The organism is Corynebacterium tuingiense (assembly GCF_046718165.1).
Lineage (GTDB): Bacteria > Actinomycetota > Actinomycetes > Mycobacteriales > Mycobacteriaceae > Corynebacterium.
In genome coordinates this window covers 507,058-527,911 of record NZ_CP177101.1, presented here as the reverse complement: position 1 = coordinate 527,911, position 20,854 = coordinate 507,058, and the positions used below count along the sequence as shown (strand labels likewise).

Genomic DNA, 20,854 nt, shown 5'->3' with positions numbered 1-20,854 from the left:
TCTTACTGAGCTGCCGCGTAGATCGATGACGCGGTAGCTTAACTATTATGGAAATTTTACGCGTCTTAAACAATAACGCAGTGTTATGCACTGAAAACACCCATGGTCAGGCCATTTGCATGGGGAAAGGAATTGGCTTTGGTAAAAGGCTCGGAGATTCCATCGATGAGGACAGAGTAGAACAATTCTTTCGCCCAAGTACCATTCACCCAATTGGTAATTTAACTGCGCTATTGTCAGAAGTTCCCCTAGAATGCGTATCCCTTGCATCTGCTCTCGCTTCACGCTGTGAAACTTTAGAAGAACCTCAGTTGCTGATCTTGGGTTTAGCCGACCATATCAGCTTCGCCGTAGAACGAACACGTTCTGACATTAGCATTGAATATCCACTCGTATGGGAGGTCTCAACTCTCTATCCTGAGGAGTTTTCACTAGGACTGCGTGCTTTAGATAGCATCGAAAAGATGACTGGTGTGCGATTAGCTCGCGACGAGGCCGCTGCAATAGCAATGCATTTCATCAATGCACAGTTTGTGAACGGAAAAATCGGTAGGACAGAATTCGCCACGAAAGAAATTTCAAACGTCGTATTATTGGTTTCCCACGAGCTAGGGCACGAATTAAACCCTGGTGAAGCAACTGTTGCACGCTTCATAACTCATTTGCGCTATCTTTTCGTTCGCCTTTACTCGCCCAGTTCTTCCGTAGAAGCACCCCTTCACTCGATACTCTCTGCGCTAGAGTCTGATGATCCTGAAGCAGTCAAAGTAGCTCGCAAAGTTAGTGAACATCTCGAGAAAACTGGCCACAGAATTAGCCAAAATGAGCTGTCATATATTGCCCTACACGTTGCACGTCTACGCGCGACACTGACCCCATAAAGCTAATTCCCCTGTGAAGGGAAAGAAGATACCCAAGGAATCCTAGAGCTTCCTATTTCCAGTCTCTAATCAAGTCGCACGCCTAAGCCCAGCCTTTAGATTACAATCCCTGAGCAGAATTACGAAGAAGGTATTTCGCTGCACTCGAACCCTTGCTACGTAATTTGCCCTGTCCACGGAAAATATTCTGTCCAACGATAGTGATATCAACACTAACCGACCTGCGCGAAACCGCACAATTTCCGCATCTTTGGCCTTCCACTAGTAAACTCAGCGCCTATGACTGACCTGAAGACCACCGCTGGCAAGATTGAGGACCTGGACAATAAACTCGCCGAGTCCCGCGCGCCGTTGGGGGAAGGCGAGCCAGCCGCCCGCACTCGCGTGAATCAGCTGCTCGATGAGGGTTCCTTTGTAGAAACCGATGCACTAGCCCGCCACCGCTCCACCGACTTTGGCCGCGAGCACGATCGCCCGTACACCGATGGCATCGTGACCGGTTACGGCACCATCGACGGGCGCCGCGTGTGCATTTTCAGCCAGGATGCCACCGTCTTTGACGGCACGATGGGTGAGGTTTATGCGGAAAAGCTCACCAAGGTCTATGACCTTGCGCTGAAAACCGGCGTGCCCATCGTCGGCATCTATGATTCCACCGGCCCGCGCGCGCAAGAGGGCGTCGTCACGCTTGCTGGCTACGCCCGCATCCTCGCCCGCGCGACGGAGGCCTCCGGTCTTATCCCGCAGATCTCCGTGGTGGCCGGGGATACCAGCGGCATTGCGGCATTTGCGCCCACGCTTGCCGATGTCCTCATTGTCACCCACGGCACCAGCCTGCACCAAGCAGGCAGCGATGTCGCCGAAGCGGAACCGGAAACCTTTGGTGGTGCCGCAGTCCACGCGAAGTCGGGCACCGCGCAGCTCAGCGCCCCGAGCGAGCAAGCAGCCCTCGACTTGGTCCGCGACGTACTGGCTTACCTGCCGGCCAATAACCGCGCCGAGGCAACGCGCATCGATACGCGCGAGGTCGCCGAGTTTGATCTGGATTCCGTCATCCCGGATTCGGCAGCGGATGCCTATGACATGCGTGAGGTGGTCAACGCGGTCGTCGATAAGGGCTCCTTCTTAGAGCTTTCGGCCGAGGCCGCGCCCAATATCATCACGGGCTTTGCCTTCGTAGATGGCCGCGCCGTGGGTATCGTCGCCAACCAGCCGCTAGCGCTGGACGGCGCGCTGGATTCGGCCGCGGCGGAAAAGGCGGCACGCTTTGTGCGTCTGTGCGATGCCTTTAATACCCCAATCATTGAGTTCGTGGACTCGCCTGGTTTCGTTGCCACCCCGGCGGAAGAAAAGGCCGGTCTCCTGCGCCGGGCGGCGGGGTTTGCGTATGCGCAGGCGGAGGCGAGCGTCGGCAAGCTTACGGTGGTCACCCGCAAGGCCATTGGCCCGGCCTACGCGTTTATGGGGTCCAAGGACCTGGGCGCGGATTTGGTCTATGCCTGGCCGACCGCGGAAATCGCCGTCGCCGAAGCGGCCCAGACCGCGCTGGCCATCTACGGCGATGAGGATAAGCAGGAAGAAATGGACGAGCTTTTCTTGCACCCCTACGCCGCCGCTGAGCGCGGCCTGGCCGATAATGTCATCGAGCCTTCCGCTACCCGCCACTACCTGGTTGAAGGCCTGCGCCTGCTAGAGCGCAAGGTTGTGGCCCAGGTACCCAAGAAGCACGGAACTGTTTAGGAAAAGATGTCTGAACCCGAAATCAAAGTCCTGAAGGGAAACCCCACCGAAGAAGAGCGCGCCGCGCTCTCGACGGTGCTCAAGCAGATGCAAAAGGACCACTCCGGTGCCTTTGGGGATCGCAACCACTGGGGCAGGCCCGGCGAGCGCTTCGACCACTACGGCGCGCAGCGCGTCTTTAATCCCTCTGCCTTCCACACCGTGCGGTATTACTAATGCGCCTCATTTTGGCCTCGCAGTCCCCCTCGCGCGCCGCCATCCTGCGCGCGGCCGGGGTGGAACCGGTGCTCGAGCCCGCCGATATTGACGAGCGCTCCCTAGAAGCCCAGTTGGCAGGGCACTCGCCTGCCGATACCGTGGCAAAGCTTGCCACCGCCAAGGCCGAAAAGGTCGCCTCCCAGTACCCCGACGAGCCGGTTATTGGCGGCGATTCCATGCTGCTATTGGATGGCCAACTGCAGGGCAAGCCGCACACTGTCGAAGCCACCATCGGGCGTTGGCACCAACAGGCTGGGCGCACCGCGCAGCTGCTTACCGGCCATTGCCTGATTTTTGGCACGCAACGCCACGTGGAAACCTCTACCACGACCATCCGGTTCGCAGAGGCTTCTGCCACCGATATCGAGGCCTACGCTCGCAGCGGCGAGCCCTTGGAGTGCGCGGGCGCGTTTACCTTGGAGGCCATGGGCGGCTGGTTTATCGATAGCATCGACGGCGATCCCTCTTCTGTTATCGGGCTGTCCCTGCCGGTGGTGCGCCGCGCGCTTTACTCTTTTGGGCTTAACGTTTCTGATTTCTGGTAGGCCCGCACGAGCATCGCTAGAGTGTGTCTTATGGAAATGAAAGACATGCTTGCTCCAGAACCTATTAAGTTACCCGCCGATCCCGGCACCAAGGACGCGGCCGCACCTGCGGCCGGCATCGTAGACCACCCGGATTCCCCGTTGCTGTGGGCCATGCTCGCGGAGCAGGAGCTCGACAAGCTAGAGGGCGCGGATCCCAACGAATACATCACCGCTTATGCCTACGCCCGCACCGGCTACCACCGCAGCTTAGACCGCCTGCGCGGCAATGGCTGGAAGGGATGGGGCCCGGTCCCCTTCTCCCACGAGCCCAACCAGGGTGTCCTGCGCGCCATTGCAGCCCTTGGACGTGCTGCCAAGGCCATCGGCGAGGACGATGAATACGACCGCATTCGCCAGATGCTTTCCGATGCCGACCCCGATAGCGTCTCTCAGCTGCTCGATTAAGTATGTTTGCTAGAAATATATCCCGCTGCTTAAGTTCCAAGGCCGCAATAACGCTCCTCGCTGCGGCGCTGCCGCTTAGCTTGGCGGCGTGCGGCTCGGATGACCAGGAATCTAATTCAGCTTCGTCCCAATCCGAATTTTCTACCCACAGCCCAGAAGCCTCGGGGCAGACCCACACGGTAACCGAAACGCCCACTAAAGAAGCCCCGGAACAACCCAACGATAATAAGGGCAAGGATTCTTCCACCGATTCCGAATGCGCGGATCTACCAAACGATCCGCGCGACGCTTATGCATCTGGCACCGCGCCCGGGCGCATGCCCTCTGATAGAGGTGATGACTTCAACTTTTGGATCGCGGATATCGACAACTCCTACGATCCCTGTGCGCCCATCAGTTGGATTACTTTCAACGGTGAGGTGGGGGACAAAAATGGCCCCAACAATAACGCAGCATCGGTCGGCCATGCACTGGCCCTATACGTCCATGGAGAGCCCGTGAATGAAGTCACCATGTTTGACTCGGTTGATAAGGTCAGCCGCGTCTCAGACGATGCAGTCGACTTCACGTGGGGAGAGCGCTCAATTACTACGTCCGCGGGGATCACCGCGCATCACACAGTGCGCCTCCAGGTTGATGGTGACTCGGTGGAACCAGTCTCTGGCGATATTGACCTTTTCAATAAGGCTTTGAATGAGCACATGACGTTCATGCTCGGTTCTTATGGCTAGGCCATAGGAGTTGCCGTCTTCCATTCGTCTTCGCACACCACATAAAAATGACCCCGCGGATTGCCGCGGGGTCATTATCTATAGGAGTTTCAGGCACAATTCATAGTGCCCAGTCTTTATCCTAAGACTCCTTGTCCAATAGGTCTCCGGTGTTTTGCGCTGTGCGCACGTTTGCCACTAACGCTTCCAAGGCGAGCCTTGTGATCACCATCCCAGCATAAAAAACCACAGTAGCTAGCAGGACGAGGACGATGAATCCGATAAAGCTGAGGAGAACGTATCCAAACTCGCCCTCCGAAATTCCATCTATACCGACGATGGTCCCTAGAATAAATGCCACTAGAACGTGGAGAGCCCACCAAACTCCGCCCAGCACCATAGCGTCGACATAGATCGCCTTCACATGGGTCAGAGTCATGAAATCTTTAAATTCAAATTCCCAAAGCCCACCTAAGAGGCCTTTTTTATTCCCCAGGCCCTTCATAGCTGCACCGAATCCACGCTTGTTCTGTCCAGCTGCTCGCCCATAGCTTTGAGGGGCCTCAGTGCCCTGAGGGGGTTGACCAAAATTTGGGTGAGAACCTGCCTCCGGGTTGTACCCGCCTGCAGCCGATGCCTCCTGTGATTGTTGTCCCGTGCCCCACCCGGCGTCTGGCCCAGCATCATTAGCAGGCCGGCGGTTGTTTTCTGCCGAGTTTGCGGACGAGGGCTCCGAATCAGTAGCAGATTTATGGTCCTGCGATGCGGATTCTGCATCTGCTGCGGACGATTGGGAAGCCTGGGGGCTGGACTTATCCGAACCAGCATCTACAGGCTGATCGCCGCCTGGAGTTGAAGCTGCATTCTCAGCAGACGTACTAGGTTCTTTGGCCTCCTGCGCACGAGGCTCCTGTCCACCATTTTTCTGCGCCTGATCGTTCTGTGGTTTAGGAACGGCGGACTCAGGAGTTTCAGTGTTCTGACGGGGTTGTTCCGAAAAATCACGGGGTGTAAAGCTTTGAGGGGCGTCAGAGTTGCGGTCGTTTTCAGCCATTATCTGGTCCTTTTAGTTGTAGTCAGGGTAGGTAGGAAAGTGTCCCACGACACTAATTCGCGGGGCCACTAAGCAGGTTACAGCGTCAACCCAAAATTTATCCATCTCTGACGCGGCTCACCCCTTCGCAACGTCGCGGCCCCTACCGAGTCAATTCATTCCACGCACGTTATGTATGGAAAACCACTTTCACTATTCCAATGTGATAAATCGAGAAAATTCGAGTTAAAGTAGTGGGAGCGAAAAAATAGGTTTATTAGAAAGGTAGGCGGGCAGTGGCAGACGTAGACCCCTATCCCCCATTCCAGCAATATGCGCACCCAGAGCGGCTTGTTTCCGCTCCGTGGCTGTCCGCGCGCCTAGGCATTAAAGGGTTACGCGTTATCGAGGTCGATGAAGACTCTCTTTTGTACGATATCGGGCACATTCCCACGGCGACGCGGATCAATTTCCGCACCGAGCTAATAAGCTCGCTCACGCGCGACTTTATCAACGGTGAGGAATTTACCCGCTTGATGCGGGAAAAGGGCATCCACGAAGACGATACCGTTGTCCTGTACGGCGATAAGTCCAATTGGTGGGCGGCCTACGCACTATGGGTATTTACCCTCTTTGGCCACAAAGACGTCCGCCTCCTCGATGGCGGACGCGATGCGTGGATGTCAGAAGAGCGCGATACCTCCTTCATGGTCCCAGAATTCCTCGAATCCAACTATCCAGAGGTAACCCGGGACGACTCCCTCCTGCGTGCCTTTGTCGCAGACGTACGCGAGGCAACCGGTTCCCTAGTTGATACCCGCCCGCCGGAAGAATTCGCAGGTGAAGCGACGGAGTTCGACCCGAATGGAAACTCGCCTTATGGCACCACCATGTGCCACGGGCACATTCCGGGTGCGATCAACTTGGAATGGGATCGCGCAACCTACCCCAACTCCTGTTTCCGCAACGTTGATGACCTGAAGGTCAACTACGGCATGCTGGAGCCTGATACCCACACCATTTTGTATTCCCACCTAGGAGCGCAGGCCGCGTTCACTTGGTTCGTGCTCACTTACCTTTTGGGCTTTAAAAAGGCACAGGTCTACGATGGGTCATGGTCTGAGTGGGGCAACATGGTCAATATGCCGATTGAAAAGTAGATTTTCGTTCGGCCAATAATTACCCACATCGCAGCGATGTGGGTTTATTTTTGTTTAAACGTAACAATCATTGCCAAACGGACGACTTTATACTTTGGTGTGCAACAATAGATCCCGTAGTAAACGAAGTGTATTCAGGAGGTTACTGCCGTGGCAGTAGAAACCAAGAAGATCTCCAAGGTTCTCGTAGCGAACCGAGGTGAGATCGCCGTACGCGTTATTCGTGCTGCTCGCGATGCCGGGATCTCCTCCGTCGCCGTTTATGCCGAGCCGGACGCGCAGGCACCCTTCGTCACGCTGGCCGATGAAGCTTTTGCCCTTGGTGGTTCTACCTCTGCTGATTCTTATCTTGTCTTTGACAAGATTCTGGACGCTGCCGCAAAGTCCGGCGCGGATGCCATCCACCCCGGCTACGGTTTCTTGTCCGAAAATGCAGATTTTGCTCAGGCCGTTATCGATGCCGGCCTGACCTGGATTGGCCCGCCTCCCCAATCCATCCGCGCTTTGGGCGATAAGGTCACCGCCCGCCACATCGCCGAGCGTGCCGAAGCCCCCATGGCCCCTGGTACCAAGGATCCGGTGGCCAACGCGGATGAGGTCAAGGCCTTCGCGGATGAGCACGGCTTGCCTGTGGCCATCAAGGCGGCGTTTGGTGGCGGCGGCCGCGGCATGAAGGTGGCGCACACCGCCGAAGAGATTCCGGAGCTTTTTGAATCCGCGACCCGCGAGGCCACCACCGCCTTTGGCCGCGGCGAATGCTTTGTCGAGCGCTACCTCGATAAGGCCCGCCACGTTGAGGCCCAGGTCTTGGCGGATAAGCACGGCAATGTGGTGGTCGTCGGCACGCGCGATTGCTCCCTGCAGCGCCGCTTCCAAAAGCTCGTAGAGGAAGCTCCGGCGCCTTTCCTGAGCGACGAACAGCGCACCTCCATCCACGAGTCCGCCAAACGCATTTGCCGCGAAGCTGACTACTGCGGTGCCGGCACCGTCGAGTATTTGGTCGGCGCCGATGGCCTGATTTCCTTCCTCGAGGTCAATACCCGCCTGCAGGTGGAGCACCCCGTTTCGGAGGAAACCACCGGGCTGGACCTCGTGCGCGAGCAGTTCCGGATTGCCCAGGGCGAAAAGCTTTCGCTCGGCGAGGACCCGGCACCGCGCGGGCATGCCTTTGAGTTCCGCATCAACGGCGAAGATGCTGCGGCCGGCTTCATGCCCGCCCCGGGGACCATCGTCAAGTACTCCGAGCCCGCTGGGCCGGGCGTGCGCGTGGACTCGGGCGTCGTCGAGGGCTCCGTCATCGGCGGGCAATTCGACTCCATGCTGGCCAAGCTCATTGTCTGGGGCCCGGACCGCGAAACCGCCCTGCGTCGCTCCGCCCGAGCCCTGGCTGAATACCAGGTCGAAGGCCTGCCCACCGTGCTGCCCTTTGACAGGGCCATCGTTGCCGATCCCGCCTTTACCGCGGAAAACGGTTCCTTCGATGTCTACACCAAGTGGATCGAGGAGGCCTGGGATAACCAGCTGCCGCCGCATGAAGATTCCACCGATGCGGAAGCCGGCTCGCCGGAGGCCTCCCAGGTCCACACCGTGGAAATCGACGGCCGCCGCATCGAGGTGGCATTGCCCGCCACCTTTGGCATTACCGGCGCGCGCAAGCGGAAAAAGCGCAAGGGTGCAGGCTCCAAGGCCGCGGTGTCCGGCGATGCCGTCACCGCACCGATGCAGGGCACGGTCATCAAGGTCAATGTGGAAGAGGGCCAAGAGGTAGAAGAAGGCGATATCGTCATGGTCCTTGAGGCCATGAAGATGGAAAATCCGGTCAAGGCCCACAAATCCGGCACCGTGACCGGCCTGGCGGTCGAGGCTGGCACGTCCACCACCAAGGGCGCGCAGCTGCTGGAAATTAAGTAACCGTGCCAGCTAACCTGGAAGAATGACTGATTCTTCTCTTGGTGTTCGCTTGGCCAAGGAAGAGGACCGCGACTACCTTGCGGGCCTCTTCCCCTCCCATATCGCGGACTGGTCCCCCATCGTCGATGGCGGCGTCATCGCCTTGCCCCTTGCCGCCAACGAGAACCCAACCATAGAGCCCGTGGGGGCCGCGCTCCTGCGCTACTACCCCGCCGCCACCAAGGGCCCAGCCTTCCTTGGGGATCCAGGCGCTGACCCGCTTGACGATGCCACCTGGCTCACCCCCTTCGATCCCGAGGACATCCCAGAACTCATCGTCGCCACGAACGGCACCGACGCCACCAGCGACGAGGCTTCCCGCGCCCACGACCTGCTGGTTGCCAACGCTACAGACCTTGCGGCCGAGCAAACCGCCCCCGGCATCGCGTCCGCCACGCCACTACCGGGCTTCGAGGAGCTCACCCAGGGTAAATTCTTCCGCCGCTTCTAATCTGGCACCTATCTCCTGCAGGCGTCCAAAACCTGCAGGAGATAGATTTCGACGAAGGTCTTGTGTTCTGCACCACAGTTGCTACTGTTGAGGGCTATGAAGATTTCCGCCTAGTACGACGTCCCTTGCACACTCGTTCTTTAAAGGTGGACTCTTCATGCCGATTTCTTTTCCCAACTCAGCCTGTCGTGGCCAGACGGCACACCCTGCTTTTCCCAGCTTTCCGGAACGATCCCTGACTCGGCTACTGGGATGATCGGCGATAATGGCTCCGGAAAATCGACCCTTGCTAAGGTCCTTTCCCACCAAATCGCACCGTCCTCGGGCACATTCACGGCGCCAGAGGTCACCTACGTGGACCAAGATCTTGGCTTGCGTGATTCCTTAACCATCGCCGAAGTATTCGGCGCGGCGGAAAAGATTGCCGCGCTCCACGCACTAGAAGCGGGAAACTACTCCGAGGAACTGCTGAAAACCATTGGCAACGACTGGGATATCGAAGACAGGATTCACGCCTGCCTTCATAACGCAGGCGTTCCCTACCCGCTAGATCGCACCATCGGTACGCTGTCTGGAGGCGAAGCGGTCACCATCGCATTAAACGCCGCGTTTTTGATCACCCAGACTTTGTCATCCTCGATGAGCCGACCAATAACCTGGACGCAGCAGGAAAATCCAAGGTCACCGAGCTTATTTCCAGCTCTTCTACGCCCATTCTTGTCATCTCCCATGACCTAGACCTGTTCTCCCATGTCGAGCACATCGCAGAACTCTACGCGGGAAGTTTGCGGTTATTTTCCGGAAATTATCACGCCTACCGGGAGTCCATAGAAACCGAACAGCGCGCTGCCGAAGCAGAAACGCGCGAGGCTAAGGCCGAACACCGCAAGCAAGTGCGCGAGCGCGAGGCGATGCAGATGCGCATATCCAGGGACAATCGCCGCGCCAAATCCTTCTCGCACAACCACCGAAAGCCTGGAATGGCGATGGGAAATGACAAGAACCGCGCCCAAAATACCGCAGCTAAGCGGTCGGCTCAGGCATCGGGTTCGGTGAGGGAAGCATTTGCTGCCTATCAAGCTGCGCAAAACAAGATCCGCCCGGACGAACACGTCCACCCCGACCTTCCAGAAACGCAGCTACCCAATGGCACCCGGGTGCTCACCAGCAGCATCGTGGATATAACCGGCCCTGAGCATGTACGCCTTACGGGACCTAATGGCAGCGGGAAAACCACGTTCCTTAATGACGTTGCGCGGGGCGCCGTTGAGTACAGCGTGGAGTGCGGATATTTGCGGCAGAAAATCACCTTATCGGAAGATCGCACAATCTTAGAGATGGTCACAGAGGCCAACCCCACTGCTCCCCCACAACTCATCCGCGACCAATTGGCGCAGCTGTTATTTCGCGATGACCAGGTGCACCGCCGCACCGGCCAGCTATCCGGCGGCGAACGCTTCCGCGCGGAATTTGCCCGAGTGCTTTTGGCCGAGCCCAGCCCTCAATTCCTCTTGCTTGATGAGCCCACCAATAATTTGGACATCACCACCATAAAGTGGCTCGTGCAGATCCTCGAGTCCTACGAGGGGGCATACTTGCTGGTCAGCCACGATGACGGTTTCTGCAAAGAGCTCAGCCTCACTTCGCAGGTGCATATCTAGGCCCCAGTCTCCGCTTTGTATTACCTCTACTAATACAGACTGTGCTACTATTAGTTACACAAAACTTATTGGAAGGAGGTAGCTCATGCTCATCACGCTCAACCCTGACGCGGATGCGCCGGTCTTCCAGCAGATTCACGATGAAATCGTGCTGGCCATCGCCCGCGGGCAGCTTTTCGACGGCGACAAGCTCGATCCCGTGCGCCAGGTCGCCGCGGATATTGGCATCAACCCGGCCACCGTAAAGCACGCCTATGACTTGCTCGTTGCTGATGGCCTCGTCGAAACCGCGGGTCGCTCCGGATCGATCGTCCGGCCCGGCGCGCACACCGCGGCGCAAGAACAGCAGGTTCGGCAACACCTGCGCCGCGTGGCAACCCTCGCCCGCGCCCAGGGGTTTTCCCCGAGGAGCTCCACAGCTATCTCGATTCCACGCTGAAGGAGCTCGCATGATTCTTACCGTCCTGATGGCCGCGACCACACTGGTCATAACGTGGATAATGACCACAATCCCGGCGCTTGCGGCGCCAGGCGCCCCGCTCGGCGTTCGCGTTCCCCAAAGCCACCTTTCTGATCCCGTTGTGGTCGGTGCTATTTCTGGATTTAAGACTCGGACGTGGTTTGTGGGCATCGCAGCGACGGTTATATCACTGTTCTACGTCAACCACTCGTGGGTGGCGGCCCTGTCTTCCCTGCTGGTCATTATCGGCAGTACGTGGGCTTACCTCTCCCAGCGCCGCTATATCATCGCGGCCAAGAAGGACGGCGGCTGGTTCGACGGGGTAGAAACCGCGGTCAGCGCCCAGGTAGCGAGGCGAGAAGCCGACGCCATACAGGATATTGATGTGCCGGCGCCGTCTTTCCCCTGGCTGACCATGTTGGGTTCCTTGCTGGTCATCATCGCCGGTGCACTCATCGTCGCCGCCCATTGGTCCGATATCCCCGATCCCGTGCCAGTGCACTGGGATGGATCTTTGGAGCCGGATAGCTGGAGCGACAAGTCCATCGGCAGCGTCTTTTTCGTCACGTTTATCGCGCTGGGAATGTGGTTGCTTTTCGCCGGCATCTGCTGGCTTATCCAACGCACCGCGGTTCGTCCACGCTCGGAGCGCTCCATCAAGGCGCGGCTCCGGAACCAAGCAAACCTTGCAGCCTCCAACGAAGCGATGGGCATCCTGCTGCTTCTCATGCCCCTCGGGCTATCGTTTATACAGGTCACCGGCCCGGTACCGAGCTATCAGGACCTGGCTGGCTTTTCCTTTATCACCATGGTGGTGATGACCATTAGCGGCACCATAGCCATCGTGGCAATGATACTGCGCGCCCAATCGCAGCTCGAGGATCAGCTGCGCGGGGTGAAACTTCCGAATGGAGACAAAGAATCCCCCAATAATGATGAGCATTATAAGTGGGGGATCCTGTATTACAACCCCGATGACCCAGCGGTCCTGGTGGACAAGCGCCTAGGCGTCGGAGTGTCCTTCAACTACGCCACGTGGCAGGCGAAGGTCTTCCTCGCCGTCATGGCGCTCATCATCATCGGGTCGATTGCGCTTCCCTTCATCCTGATTTAGCTAATGCGGTCCAGGATGATCTGGCGCTCCTTATCCAGCGGGGCATCCGTAATCTTAAAGCCCTGCTGCAAAGTCTCGAGGGAGCGCTCGAAGCGCTCTGGGGTCTCCGTGTGCAGGGTGAAAAGCTTCTGCCCCTTGGTTACCTTCTCACCCTTGACCGCGTGCAATTCGATGCCCGCGGTCGCCTGTACCGGGTCTTCCTTCCGCGCGCGGCCCGCGCCTAGGCGCCAGGAGCTCACGCCGACGGACAGGGCATCAAGCTCGGTGAGGTAGCCATCGGATTCAGCGATGACATCGTGGGTATGCGTAGCCACGGGAAGCTTGGCGTCTGGGTCCCCTCCCTGCGCCTTAATCATTTGCTTCCACTTATCCATGGCGCGGCCATCCTTGAGCGCCTTTTCCACGTCGGCATTGTGCACGCCGGCCGCTTCCAGCATCTCGCGCGCAAGGGCTAGGGTCAGCTCGACGACATCGCTTGGCCCGCCGCCGGCCAGAACCTCGACGGATTCCTCAACCTCGAGCGCATTGCCCACCTTTCGGCCCAATGGGGTGGACATATCCGTGAGCAGTGCAGTGGTGTCCGTGCCGGCGTCATTGCCCAAGTCCACCATGGTCTGCGCCAGCTCGCGGGCCAAGGTCTCGTCCTTCATAAAGGCGCCAGAGCCCACCTTGACGTCGAGGACCAACGACGAGGTACCTTCAGCAATCTTCTTCGACATGATGGACGAAGCGATAAGCGGAATAGCCTCAACGGTGGAGGTGATATCGCGCAGGGCATAGATCTTCTTATCCGCGGGCGCGAGGCCAGAGCCTGCCGCGCAGATTATGCAACCGGGATCCTCCAGGATTTCCATCAATCGTTCATTGGAAATATCCGCCTGCCAGCCCGGGATGGCTTCCAGCTTGTCCAGGGTGCCACCTGTGTGGCCCAAACCGCGACCAGAAAGCTGCGGGACCGCGACGCCAAAGGCGGCAACGAGGGGCGCGAGCGGCAGCGTAATCTTATCGCCAACGCCACCGGTGGAGTGCTTGTCCGCAGTCTTCTTGGACAGGGAATCAAAGCTCATCGTCTCACCGGAGGCAATCATCGCCTTGGTCCACTGCGAGATTTCCTCGCGGTTCATGCCGTTGAGGAAGATCGCCATGGACCTGACCCCTAGTTGGTGGACACCTGATATCCAGCCCAGTCGAGCTGGGAAGAAAGGTAATCTACCACCATGTCCAGGTACTCCGAACAGTTCAAACGCGATGCCGTGGCCCTCTATGAAAACAATGAGGACCTCTCGCTGAACTCAGCATCAGCCGAGCTCGGCATCAACCGAGCCTCGCTGCATTCTTGGGTCAAAAAGTACGGCACCGGCAAACGTGCCCGCATAAAAGCCGTGCATGATAAAGCCCAGGCGACGAATGATTCTGAGCGAATCCGCCAGTTGGAAAAAGAAGTTTCTAAGCTGCGCGAAGAACGCGATATTCTGCGTAAGGCTGCGAAATATTTTGCCGAAGAGACTCACTGGTGATCCGCTTCCAGTTTGTCTATGACCACCGAACCGAATACTCGGTCAAGCGGATGTGCCACGTGTTAAAGCTCAATCGCTCCTCGTTTTACAAATGGGTCAAAACCCGCGAAAAACGCAGGTTAAAGATGTATTCTGATGCCGTTATTGGTGCAAGGATCACAACCATCTTTGATGATGAGCATGGTCTTTACGGGGCTAAACGCATCGCTGCAAGCCTCAAGGAAGACCCGGCGTATACCCCGGTCAATCACAAGAAAGTTGCACGAATCATGAAAGCCATGGGACTTAAAGGCTTTACTAAACGCCGTCGATGTACCACCACTAGGCGCAAGCCTGGTCACCGCGTCATGCCGGATTTACTAGGCCGTACATTCACAGCTGACGAGCCGAACCGTGTGTATGTCGGCGACATTACCTACCTGCCCTGTAAGGGAGGCAAAAACATGTACCTTGCCACAGTCATTGATACCTATTCACGGAAACTTGCAGGTTATGCACTCGCAGACCACATGCGTGTCTCGTTGGTCATCGATGCCCTAGCCCACGCACACGGTGTGCGCGGCAGTCTTGACGGGGCTGTTTTCCATTCCGATCACGGCAGTGTATATACCTCACAAGCGTTCAGAAACTACTGCTCGTCGTTAGGTGTACGCCAGTCCATGGGAGCGGTAGGTACGAGTGCTGATAACGCCCTGGCAGAATCGTTTAACGCTACTTTAAAGCGGGAAGTGATGCGAAATCGGAAAGTCTTTGACAACCCAATTAGCTGCCGTCAGGAAGTCTTCCGGTGGTGCATGCGCTACAACACCCGCAGGCGCCACTCCTGGTGCAATCTCGTAGCTCCTGATGTCTTTGAAACCGAGACTTCGGCTATACTGACCAAAGCAGCATAGTTAACCCCCGACGTGTCCACTTTTCGGGGGTCGGGCCCCCATGTTGAGTGCGGCCATCTGCTCATCGCCCACGACCCCACGCGTATAGGCATCGATAACCCAGTCGATTTCCTCCGGGCTAAACACCCCCTTGTCGCGCTTGGTACGAATAACATCTACCGCATCGAATTTCTCTGCCATGACGACTCCTCCTGTAATGATTTGAAGACCGAAACATACAAGCACATAATGTGATTCACCACACTATATTTAGTGGTTGTACACTCCACCACGCCCAATTATTATTCCCTATAGAACAGATGTCAATAAGTATTTTTCTTTTTGTTCTAATAGAGAATTAACGCAATCTCTCTTCACCCGTAGAAAGAAAGTCCATACCGCAATGAACGCCACCCCGGATTCGCCTCCCACCGATGCCGAATTGCTCAGCCTCGCAGAAGAAGCAGCCCACCACGCCTGGGCGCCTTATTCCTCTTTCCCAGTCGGTGCGGCTTTGCTGCTTGCCGATGGCCGCATTGTCACCGGCTCCAATGTCGAAAACGCCTCCACCCCACTAGGCATTTGCGCCGAGCGCAATGCCGCCGCCCACATGGTCACCACCGCCGACGTGACGGCTACCGATGGCCACTTGCCCAGCATTCCGCAGATTAAAGCGGTCGCTATTATCGGCTTAAAGTCTGCACCTTGCTACCCTTGCGGTGCCTGCCGCCAGGTCTTGCGGGAGTTTAACTGCGAGCGCGTCATCGTTTCCGTCGATGGAAAGCCCCGTAGCCATGACTTTGCCGAGATCCTCCCCCATTCCTTTGGCCCAGAGTCACTCTAATTAAAAAGCCCCTTTAAAGAACGGTCAGAAAATATGGAACGCTTACAAGGATTGCTCGGCATCATTGCCATTCTTGCAGTGATCTACGTCCTGTCGAGCTCGCGTAAAAATATCAAGTGGCGCACCATTGGTGTGGGCCTTGTCCTACAGGTGGTCTTCTGTTTCTTGGTCCTCGCGTGGGATCCTGGATTCAAAGCCCTCAAGGGCGTCGCCAATGGGCTGACTAAGCTCACGGAATTTACCAACGAGGGCACCCAATTCGTCTTCGGTGGCCTCTTCGGTGATGACTTCGTCTTCGCCCTCAACGTGCTGCCCGTCATCATCTTCTTGGGCGCCATCATCGCTGCCCTGTACTACCTCCGGGTTATCCAGTACTTCGTAGAATACGTCGGATCCGCCATCAAGTGGCTCATGGGTACCTCCAAAGTGGAATCGGTCTGGGCCACCACCGTGATCTTCCTCGGGCAATCCGAGGCACCGCTGGTCATTAAGCCCTACCTGCCCAAGCTCACCCGATCCGAGCTTTATACCTGCATGGTCGGCGGCTTTGCCTCCGTGGCCGGATCCACGTTGATCGGCTATTCGCTCTTGGGTGCACCCCTGGAGTACTTGCTCGCCGCATCGCTCATGAATGCGCCGGGTTCCCTGCTCGTCGCCAAGGGCCTCATGCCAGAGACCGAAGAGACGAATCTCGACGCCACCGTTAAAGACGTCCGCGATACCGAATCGAAAAACATCATCGATGCCATCAGTAGCGGCGCCATGGCCGGCGGTAAGATCGCCATCTCGGTTGCCTGCCTGCTCATCGCCTTCATCGCCTCGATCGTGATGCTCTCTTCCATCCTCGGCGGCATCGGCTCCCTCTTCGGCCAGGATAACTGGTCGCTCGAAGGCCTCTTCGGCATCATTTTCGCCCCCGTGGCCTGGCTTATCGGTACGCCGTGGAACGAGGCCCTCGAGGTGGGTAACTTCATCGGCCAAAAGACCATCCTCAACGAGTTCGTTGGCTACACCGCTTTTGGTGAAAGCGTCGATGAGCTCAGCGATAAGGCCATCTTGATCTCTTCCTTCGCCCTCGCCGGTTTTGCCAACCTGTCCTCCATCGGTATTCAGATTGGTTCCATCGGCGGCCTCGTCCCTGAGCGCCGCGGTGAGGTGGCCAAGCTTGGCCCGCGCGCACTCTTCGGTGGCTTCCTGACCAATATGCTCAATGCCGCCATCGTCGGCGTCATCGTTGCACCCATGGTTCTCTAACCAGCGCGCCGTACTTAAAGCATAGAAATCCCCTCCCAGCTGGATATTCATCCAAGCCGGGAGGGGATTTACGCGTCCGCGCTAGATGGCGCCGCTATTTGATCACAGCGATGAGATCCCCACCTTCTACCTTGGTGGCCTGGCCAATGGCCACGCGGTCCACCACGCCATCCTTGGTGGCGGAAATGGAGGCTTCCATCTTCATGGCCTCGATGACCGCAACTTGGTCGCCGGCCTTGACCTCGTCGCCTGGCTCTGCCGTGGGGTTGACCACACCGGCGAACGGGGCCGCCACGTGACCGTCGTTGGACGGATCCGCCTTCTCCACCGTGGCCACGGTGGACTCGGCGTTTTCATCGCGCACCTTCATCGGACGGATTTGGCCGTTGACGTTGAGCACGACATTGCGCATGCCCTTCTCATCCGGCTCGCCCACGGCGTCGAGGCGCACCACGATCTGCTTAAGGTTGGAGCGATCGGTGGAATCTTCTGGGAAGAAGTGCACCACCTTCTCTTCACCTTCGGTCAGGCCGTAGAAGAAGGTCGTATCCGTCAGCGCCTCGGTATTGCCATACTTGCGGCGGAACTCGTTGAATTCCTCGAACTGCTTGGGGAAAAGCAGGCGGTTCAGGCTGGCGCGGCGCTCATCCGAGTTATCCGATTCCAGGTGCGGCTGCTCCTCTGCCGGGACATCGTTAATCTGCGCACCGGTTTCGGCGCGACCATCGAGGACCTTATCGCGCAGCTCCGGCCAGCCACCCGGAGGGGTGCCCAGCTGACCGCGCAGGAATTGCTCCACGGAATCCGGGATATCGTACTTCGTCGGGTTGGCCGCGAAGTCTTCCGGAGCAACGCCGGTGCCCACGAGGTGGAGCGCCAAGTCACCCACCACCTTGGAGGACGGGGTGACCTTTGTGGGGCGACCCAGCATCTCGTTGACGGCAGCGTAGTTATCCTCGATGACCTCGAAGCGATCCGCCAAGCCCAATGCGACGGCCTGCGCGCGCAGGTTCGACAGCTGACCACCCGGAATCTCGTGCTTGTACACGCGGCCGGTCGGGCCAGGGATGCCGTTTTCAAACGGAGCGTATAGCTGGCGCACGGCCTCCCAGTACGGCTCCAAGTCCGAGACTGCTTGCAGGTCAATTCCGGTATCGCGCTTGGAGTTGGAGAATGCAGCGATGAGCGCGGAAAGCGAAGGCTGCGACGTGGTGCCGGCCAGCGGCGCCGAGGCGCCATCGACGATATCGGCGCCGGCGCGCGCCGCCGCGAAGTAGGTAGCGATCTGGCCACCGGCGGTATCGTGCGTGTGGACGTGGACCGGCAGGTCGAATTCCTTGCGCAGCGCGGTCACCAGGGTGTGCGCGGCCTCTGGACGCAATAGGCCCGCCATGTCCTTAACGGCCAAGATGTGCGCGCCGGATTCTACGATCTGCTCGGCGAGCTTCAAGTAGTAATCCAAGGTGTAGAGGTCTTCCTTCGGCGAAGAAAGGTCACCGGAATACGCCATGGCCACCTCGGCCACGGTGGTATTCGTCTCGAGCACGGCATCGATGGCCGGGCGCATCTGGGAGACATCGTTAAGCGCATCGAAAATGCGGAAGACATCCACACCGGACTTGGCCGCTTCCTGCACGAAGGCGCGGCAGACCGAATCCGGGTACGGGGTATAACCCACGGTATTGCGCCCGCGCAGGAGCATCTGGATGTTCTGATTCGGCATGGCCTCGCGCAGCAGATCCAGGCGCACCCAAGGATCCTCGTGGAGGAAGCGCATGGCCACGTCATAGGTAGCACCGCCCCACGCCTCCACGGAGAAGAGGTCTGGGGTCAGGCGCGCCACGGCCTCCGCCGCGGACACCAAGGCGGTGCTGCGCACGCGGGTGGCAAGCAGGGACTGGTGGGCATCGCGGAACGTCGTATCCGTGACCATCAAAGGCTCTTGAGCGCGAATCTTTTCCGCGTACTTCTGTGGCCCCAGCTCCAAGAGGTCATCGCGGGAACCGCGCGGGAGCGGTTCTTCCGCATTAAACTTCGGCAGCTTATCAAAGGGGCGCAGCGCGGTCGGCCTATCGCCATTGGGCTTATTCACAGTGACATCCGCGATGTACTCCAAGATACGGCCGGACTCATCTATAGCTGGTGGGGCCTTGAGCAGATCTGGGTGCTCGGTAATGAATCCGGTATCGACGCGGGTATTGACGAAGTCGGACTCATTGAGCAACGCGCGCAGGAAGCCGATATTGGTCGCCACTCCGGACACATGGAACTCATTCAGCGCGCGGCGGGCACGGTGGACGGCCTGCTCGAAAGTGGTGCCGCGGCAGGTCATCTTCACCAACAGGGAGTCGAAGTTGGGCGATACTTCAGCACCCACGGAGGTCGCACCGTCCAGGCGCACACCAGCGCCGCCCGGCGAGCGGTACGCGGTCAACGTACCCGTATCCGGGCGGAAGCCGTTATTTGGGTCTTCGGTAGTAATGCGGCACTGCAGGGCGGAGCCGGTAATGGTGATATTTTCCTGCGACAGGTTGATGTCTTCCAAGGACGCACCTGCGGCGATATTCATCTGCGCCTTGACGATGTCCACACCGGTAACCTCCTCGGTCACGGTGTGCTCCACCTGCACGCGTGGGTTCATCTCAATAAAGACGTGGTTGCCGCGCTCGTCCACGAGGAATTCCACCGTGCCGGCGCCCTCATAGTTAATGTGCTCGCAGAAGTTCACGGCATCCTGGCAGATGCGATCGCGCAGCTCCGGATCCAGCGACGGCGCGGGAGCGATCTCTACGACCTTCTGGTGGCGGCGCTGCACGGAGCAATCGCGTTCAAAGAGGTGAATGACATTGCCCTGGGCATCCGCGAGCACCTGCACCTCAATGTGTTGCGGATTAATCACCGCGGTCTCGAGGTACACGCTGCCATCACCAAAGGCCGCCTCGGCCTCGCGCGAGGCTTCTGCCGCCCGTTCGCGCAGCTCAGATTCTGATTCCACGTAGCGCATACCGCGCCCGCCACCACCGGAAACGGCCTTGACAAAGACCGGGAAGCTGAAGTCACCGGCGTCTGCTACCAGCTTATCGATGTCCGTAGTCGGCTTCGAGTCCTGCAGCGTCGGCAACCCCGCTTCCTTCGCGGCATTGACGGCTGCGGATTTATCACCGGTGAGATCTAGCGTGCTCGGGGTGGGGCCAATGAACTTAATGCCATTGTCCTCGCAAGCACGGGCCAAATCGGCGCGCTCGGACAAGAAGCCGTAGCCCGGATAGATCGCATCCGCTTCAGACTTCTTGGCAGCGCGGATGATTTCCTCGATATCGAGGTACGCCTTGACGGGCTGTCCCTCGTCACCAATGCGCACTGCTTCATCCGCAAAGGCGCGGTGGAAAGAGTTGCGATCTTCACGAGGATAGACGGCGACGGTCTTCGCCCCCGTTTCAAAGGCAGCGCGGAAGGCACGCACGGCGATTTCACCGCGGTTGGCTACCAAAATCTTGTCGAACGATGGAAGGGCGGAATTGGCCACTTGGGTGTTCCTTTCAACTTGGAAGACACTGCGTTGCAATGTCCCCACTGGGGTGATCCGTCTCTCAGTTTAGAGATAAAAATAGTTTTTATCATCCCTTTTTTGAACGGAATTTTCTACACTCACCTGCAACTTAAACCCCGCGAAAGCAATTTCTGCCAGTCAACCAGTAATAACAGGCCTAACAATTTTGCAAAGTCTGCAAATTTCATCTGGCAAATTTTTCGCAGCCGGTACCGCAGCCGCAGCTGGATCCGCAGCCGCAGTCGGGGCCGGAGCTGCAGCCGCTACATGCGCATCCTCCTATGCAATACCTGAGGCGAAAATGCAACATCTGAGGGCGCGGGTCGCTCAGTTATACCGTAGAAGGATGCACATATAGCGTAGGAGGATGCGCAAATGCTCCCCACGCAGGCATGGGGAGCATGGAC

The 20,854-nt window shown here is 58.0% G+C and carries 19 protein-coding genes and 1 pseudogene; 16 read left to right on the top strand and 4 right to left on the bottom strand.

What is annotated here, in order from left to right; translation table 11 throughout:
• Positions 1–47: 47 nt before the first annotated feature.
• The 6 genes from ACLI1T_RS02585 (at position 48) to ACLI1T_RS02560 (ending at position 4,602) form a co-directional block, all read left to right on the top strand.
• Entirely contained in the window at positions 48–881 is an 834-nt protein-coding gene (locus tag ACLI1T_RS02585; RefSeq protein ID WP_411702953.1) for a PRD domain-containing protein, read from the top strand.
• 279 nt (positions 882–1,160) lie between these two features.
• The gene (locus ACLI1T_RS02580; RefSeq protein WP_411702952.1) at positions 1,161–2,621 is read left to right on the top strand and encodes an acyl-CoA carboxylase subunit beta; all 1,461 of its coding nucleotides are present in this window, start codon (positions 1,161–1,163) and stop codon (positions 2,619–2,621) included.
• A gap of 6 nt (positions 2,622–2,627) precedes the next feature.
• Positions 2,628–2,837: an acyl-CoA carboxylase subunit epsilon gene (locus ACLI1T_RS02575; protein WP_284628984.1), complete on the top strand. Its 210-nt coding sequence runs from the start codon at positions 2,628–2,630 to the stop codon at positions 2,835–2,837.
• Positions 2,837–3,424, top strand: a complete 588-nt coding sequence (locus tag ACLI1T_RS02570) for a nucleoside triphosphate pyrophosphatase (protein WP_349852114.1) — start codon at positions 2,837–2,839, stop codon at positions 3,422–3,424. The genes ACLI1T_RS02575 and ACLI1T_RS02570 overlap by 1 nt, the downstream gene beginning before the upstream one ends.
• Positions 3,425–3,454: 30 nt before the next feature.
• Entirely contained in the window at positions 3,455–3,871 is a 417-nt protein-coding gene (locus tag ACLI1T_RS02565; RefSeq protein ID WP_349852116.1) for a DUF3151 domain-containing protein, read from the top strand.
• A 2-nt stretch (positions 3,872–3,873) separates the two neighbouring features.
• Positions 3,874–4,602 (top strand): LppP/LprE family lipoprotein, encoded by a 729-nt coding sequence (locus ACLI1T_RS02560; protein WP_349852118.1) that lies wholly within the window; start codon positions 3,874–3,876, stop codon positions 4,600–4,602.
• A 121-nt stretch (positions 4,603–4,723) separates the two neighbouring features.
• Here the strand turns inward: ACLI1T_RS02560 and ACLI1T_RS02555 are convergent, their stop codons facing one another.
• The gene (locus ACLI1T_RS02555) at positions 4,724–5,635 is read right to left on the bottom strand and encodes a DUF4282 domain-containing protein (RefSeq protein ID WP_349852120.1); all 912 of its coding nucleotides are present in this window, start codon (positions 5,633–5,635) and stop codon (positions 4,724–4,726) included.
• A 275-nt stretch (positions 5,636–5,910) separates the two neighbouring features.
• Between ACLI1T_RS02555 and ACLI1T_RS02550 the strand changes: the two genes are divergently transcribed.
• The 7 genes from ACLI1T_RS02550 (at position 5,911) to ACLI1T_RS02520 (ending at position 12,410) form a co-directional block, all read left to right on the top strand.
• Positions 5,911–6,774, top strand: coding sequence for a sulfurtransferase (locus tag ACLI1T_RS02550; RefSeq protein WP_349852122.1), 864 nt, complete (start codon positions 5,911–5,913; stop codon positions 6,772–6,774).
• 150 nt (positions 6,775–6,924) lie between these two features.
• Complete coding sequence (locus tag ACLI1T_RS02545) at positions 6,925–8,685, top strand: acetyl/propionyl/methylcrotonyl-CoA carboxylase subunit alpha (RefSeq protein ID WP_349852124.1); 1,761 nt, start codon at positions 6,925–6,927, stop codon at positions 8,683–8,685.
• A gap of 22 nt (positions 8,686–8,707) precedes the next feature.
• Positions 8,708–9,175 carry a hypothetical protein gene (locus tag ACLI1T_RS02540; protein WP_023025418.1) on the top strand — a complete coding sequence of 156 codons (468 nt, stop codon included), beginning with the start codon at positions 8,708–8,710 and terminating at the stop codon, positions 9,173–9,175.
• A gap of 252 nt (positions 9,176–9,427) precedes the next feature.
• Positions 9,428–9,913, top strand: coding sequence for an ATP-binding cassette domain-containing protein (locus ACLI1T_RS02535; protein WP_349852127.1), 486 nt, complete (start codon positions 9,428–9,430; stop codon positions 9,911–9,913).
• A gap of 47 nt (positions 9,914–9,960) precedes the next feature.
• Positions 9,961–10,836, top strand: a complete 876-nt coding sequence (locus ACLI1T_RS02530; RefSeq protein WP_411702951.1) for an ATP-binding cassette domain-containing protein — start codon at positions 9,961–9,963, stop codon at positions 10,834–10,836.
• Between the two features lie 85 nt (positions 10,837–10,921).
• Positions 10,922–11,275 (top strand): GntR family transcriptional regulator, encoded by a 354-nt coding sequence (locus tag ACLI1T_RS02525; protein WP_411702950.1) that lies wholly within the window; start codon positions 10,922–10,924, stop codon positions 11,273–11,275.
• 10 nt (positions 11,276–11,285) lie between these two features.
• Positions 11,286–12,410, top strand: a complete 1,125-nt coding sequence (locus tag ACLI1T_RS02520; RefSeq protein WP_349852133.1) for a DUF1648 domain-containing protein — start codon at positions 11,286–11,288, stop codon at positions 12,408–12,410.
• Here the strand turns inward: ACLI1T_RS02520 and ACLI1T_RS02515 are convergent.
• Entirely contained in the window at positions 12,407–13,648 is a 1,242-nt protein-coding gene (locus ACLI1T_RS02515; RefSeq protein WP_411703278.1) for a thymidine phosphorylase, read from the bottom strand. The genes ACLI1T_RS02520 and ACLI1T_RS02515 overlap by 4 nt on opposite strands.
• Here ACLI1T_RS02515 and ACLI1T_RS02510 point away from each other — a divergent pair.
• Positions 13,628–14,820 (top strand): IS3 family transposase gene (locus ACLI1T_RS02510; protein ID WP_411702949.1). Its coding sequence is split into 2 segments (ribosomal slippage): positions 13,628–13,907 and positions 13,907–14,820, totalling 1,194 coding nucleotides; the frame shifts between segments, so codons are not numbered across the junction. The genes ACLI1T_RS02515 and ACLI1T_RS02510 overlap by 21 nt on opposite strands.
• A gap of 39 nt (positions 14,821–14,859) precedes the next feature.
• Here the strand turns inward: ACLI1T_RS02510 and ACLI1T_RS02505 are convergent.
• Positions 14,860–15,000 (bottom strand): annotated as a pseudogene (locus ACLI1T_RS02505) (thymidine phosphorylase); the annotation flags it as partial.
• Positions 15,001–15,202: 202 nt separating this feature from the next.
• Here ACLI1T_RS02505 and ACLI1T_RS02500 point away from each other — a divergent pair.
• On the top strand, positions 15,203–15,643 hold the full coding sequence (locus ACLI1T_RS02500) for a cytidine deaminase (protein WP_411702948.1): 441 nt from the start codon (positions 15,203–15,205) through the stop codon (positions 15,641–15,643).
• A gap of 33 nt (positions 15,644–15,676) precedes the next feature.
• A complete protein-coding gene (locus ACLI1T_RS02495; protein WP_411702947.1) occupies positions 15,677–16,897 on the top strand; it encodes a NupC/NupG family nucleoside CNT transporter in 1,221 nt (406 codons plus the stop codon).
• A gap of 94 nt (positions 16,898–16,991) precedes the next feature.
• Here the strand turns inward: ACLI1T_RS02495 and ACLI1T_RS02490 are convergent, their stop codons facing one another.
• The gene (locus tag ACLI1T_RS02490) at positions 16,992–20,423 is read right to left on the bottom strand and encodes a pyruvate carboxylase (RefSeq protein ID WP_349852141.1); all 3,432 of its coding nucleotides are present in this window, start codon (positions 20,421–20,423) and stop codon (positions 16,992–16,994) included.
• Between the last annotated feature and the right edge of the window lie 431 nt (positions 20,424–20,854).

Excerpts from the sequence above, each read along its gene's own strand:
- ACLI1T_RS02585 (WP_411702953.1), top strand. The coding sequence starts at position 48 with ATGGAAATTTTACGCGTCTTAAACAATAACGCAGTGTTATGCACTGAA.
- ACLI1T_RS02580 (WP_411702952.1), top strand. The coding sequence starts at position 1,161 with ATGACTGACCTGAAGACCACCGCTGGCAAGATTGAGGACCTGGACAAT.
- ACLI1T_RS02575 (WP_284628984.1), top strand. The coding sequence starts at position 2,628 with ATGTCTGAACCCGAAATCAAAGTCCTGAAGGGAAACCCCACCGAAGAA.
- ACLI1T_RS02570 (WP_349852114.1), top strand. The coding sequence starts at position 2,837 with ATGCGCCTCATTTTGGCCTCGCAGTCCCCCTCGCGCGCCGCCATCCTG.
- ACLI1T_RS02565 (WP_349852116.1), top strand. The coding sequence starts at position 3,455 with ATGGAAATGAAAGACATGCTTGCTCCAGAACCTATTAAGTTACCCGCC.
- ACLI1T_RS02560 (WP_349852118.1), top strand. The coding sequence starts at position 3,874 with ATGTTTGCTAGAAATATATCCCGCTGCTTAAGTTCCAAGGCCGCAATA.
- ACLI1T_RS02555 (WP_349852120.1), bottom strand. The coding sequence starts at position 5,635 with ATGGCTGAAAACGACCGCAACTCTGACGCCCCTCAAAGCTTTACACCC.
- ACLI1T_RS02540 (WP_023025418.1), top strand. The coding sequence starts at position 8,708 with ATGACTGATTCTTCTCTTGGTGTTCGCTTGGCCAAGGAAGAGGACCGC.
- ACLI1T_RS02535 (WP_349852127.1), top strand. The coding sequence starts at position 9,428 with ATGATCGGCGATAATGGCTCCGGAAAATCGACCCTTGCTAAGGTCCTT.
- ACLI1T_RS02525 (WP_411702950.1), top strand. The coding sequence starts at position 10,922 with ATGCTCATCACGCTCAACCCTGACGCGGATGCGCCGGTCTTCCAGCAG.
- ACLI1T_RS02520 (WP_349852133.1), top strand. The coding sequence starts at position 11,286 with ATGATTCTTACCGTCCTGATGGCCGCGACCACACTGGTCATAACGTGG.
- ACLI1T_RS02500 (WP_411702948.1), top strand. The coding sequence starts at position 15,203 with ATGAACGCCACCCCGGATTCGCCTCCCACCGATGCCGAATTGCTCAGC.
- ACLI1T_RS02495 (WP_411702947.1), top strand. The coding sequence starts at position 15,677 with ATGGAACGCTTACAAGGATTGCTCGGCATCATTGCCATTCTTGCAGTG.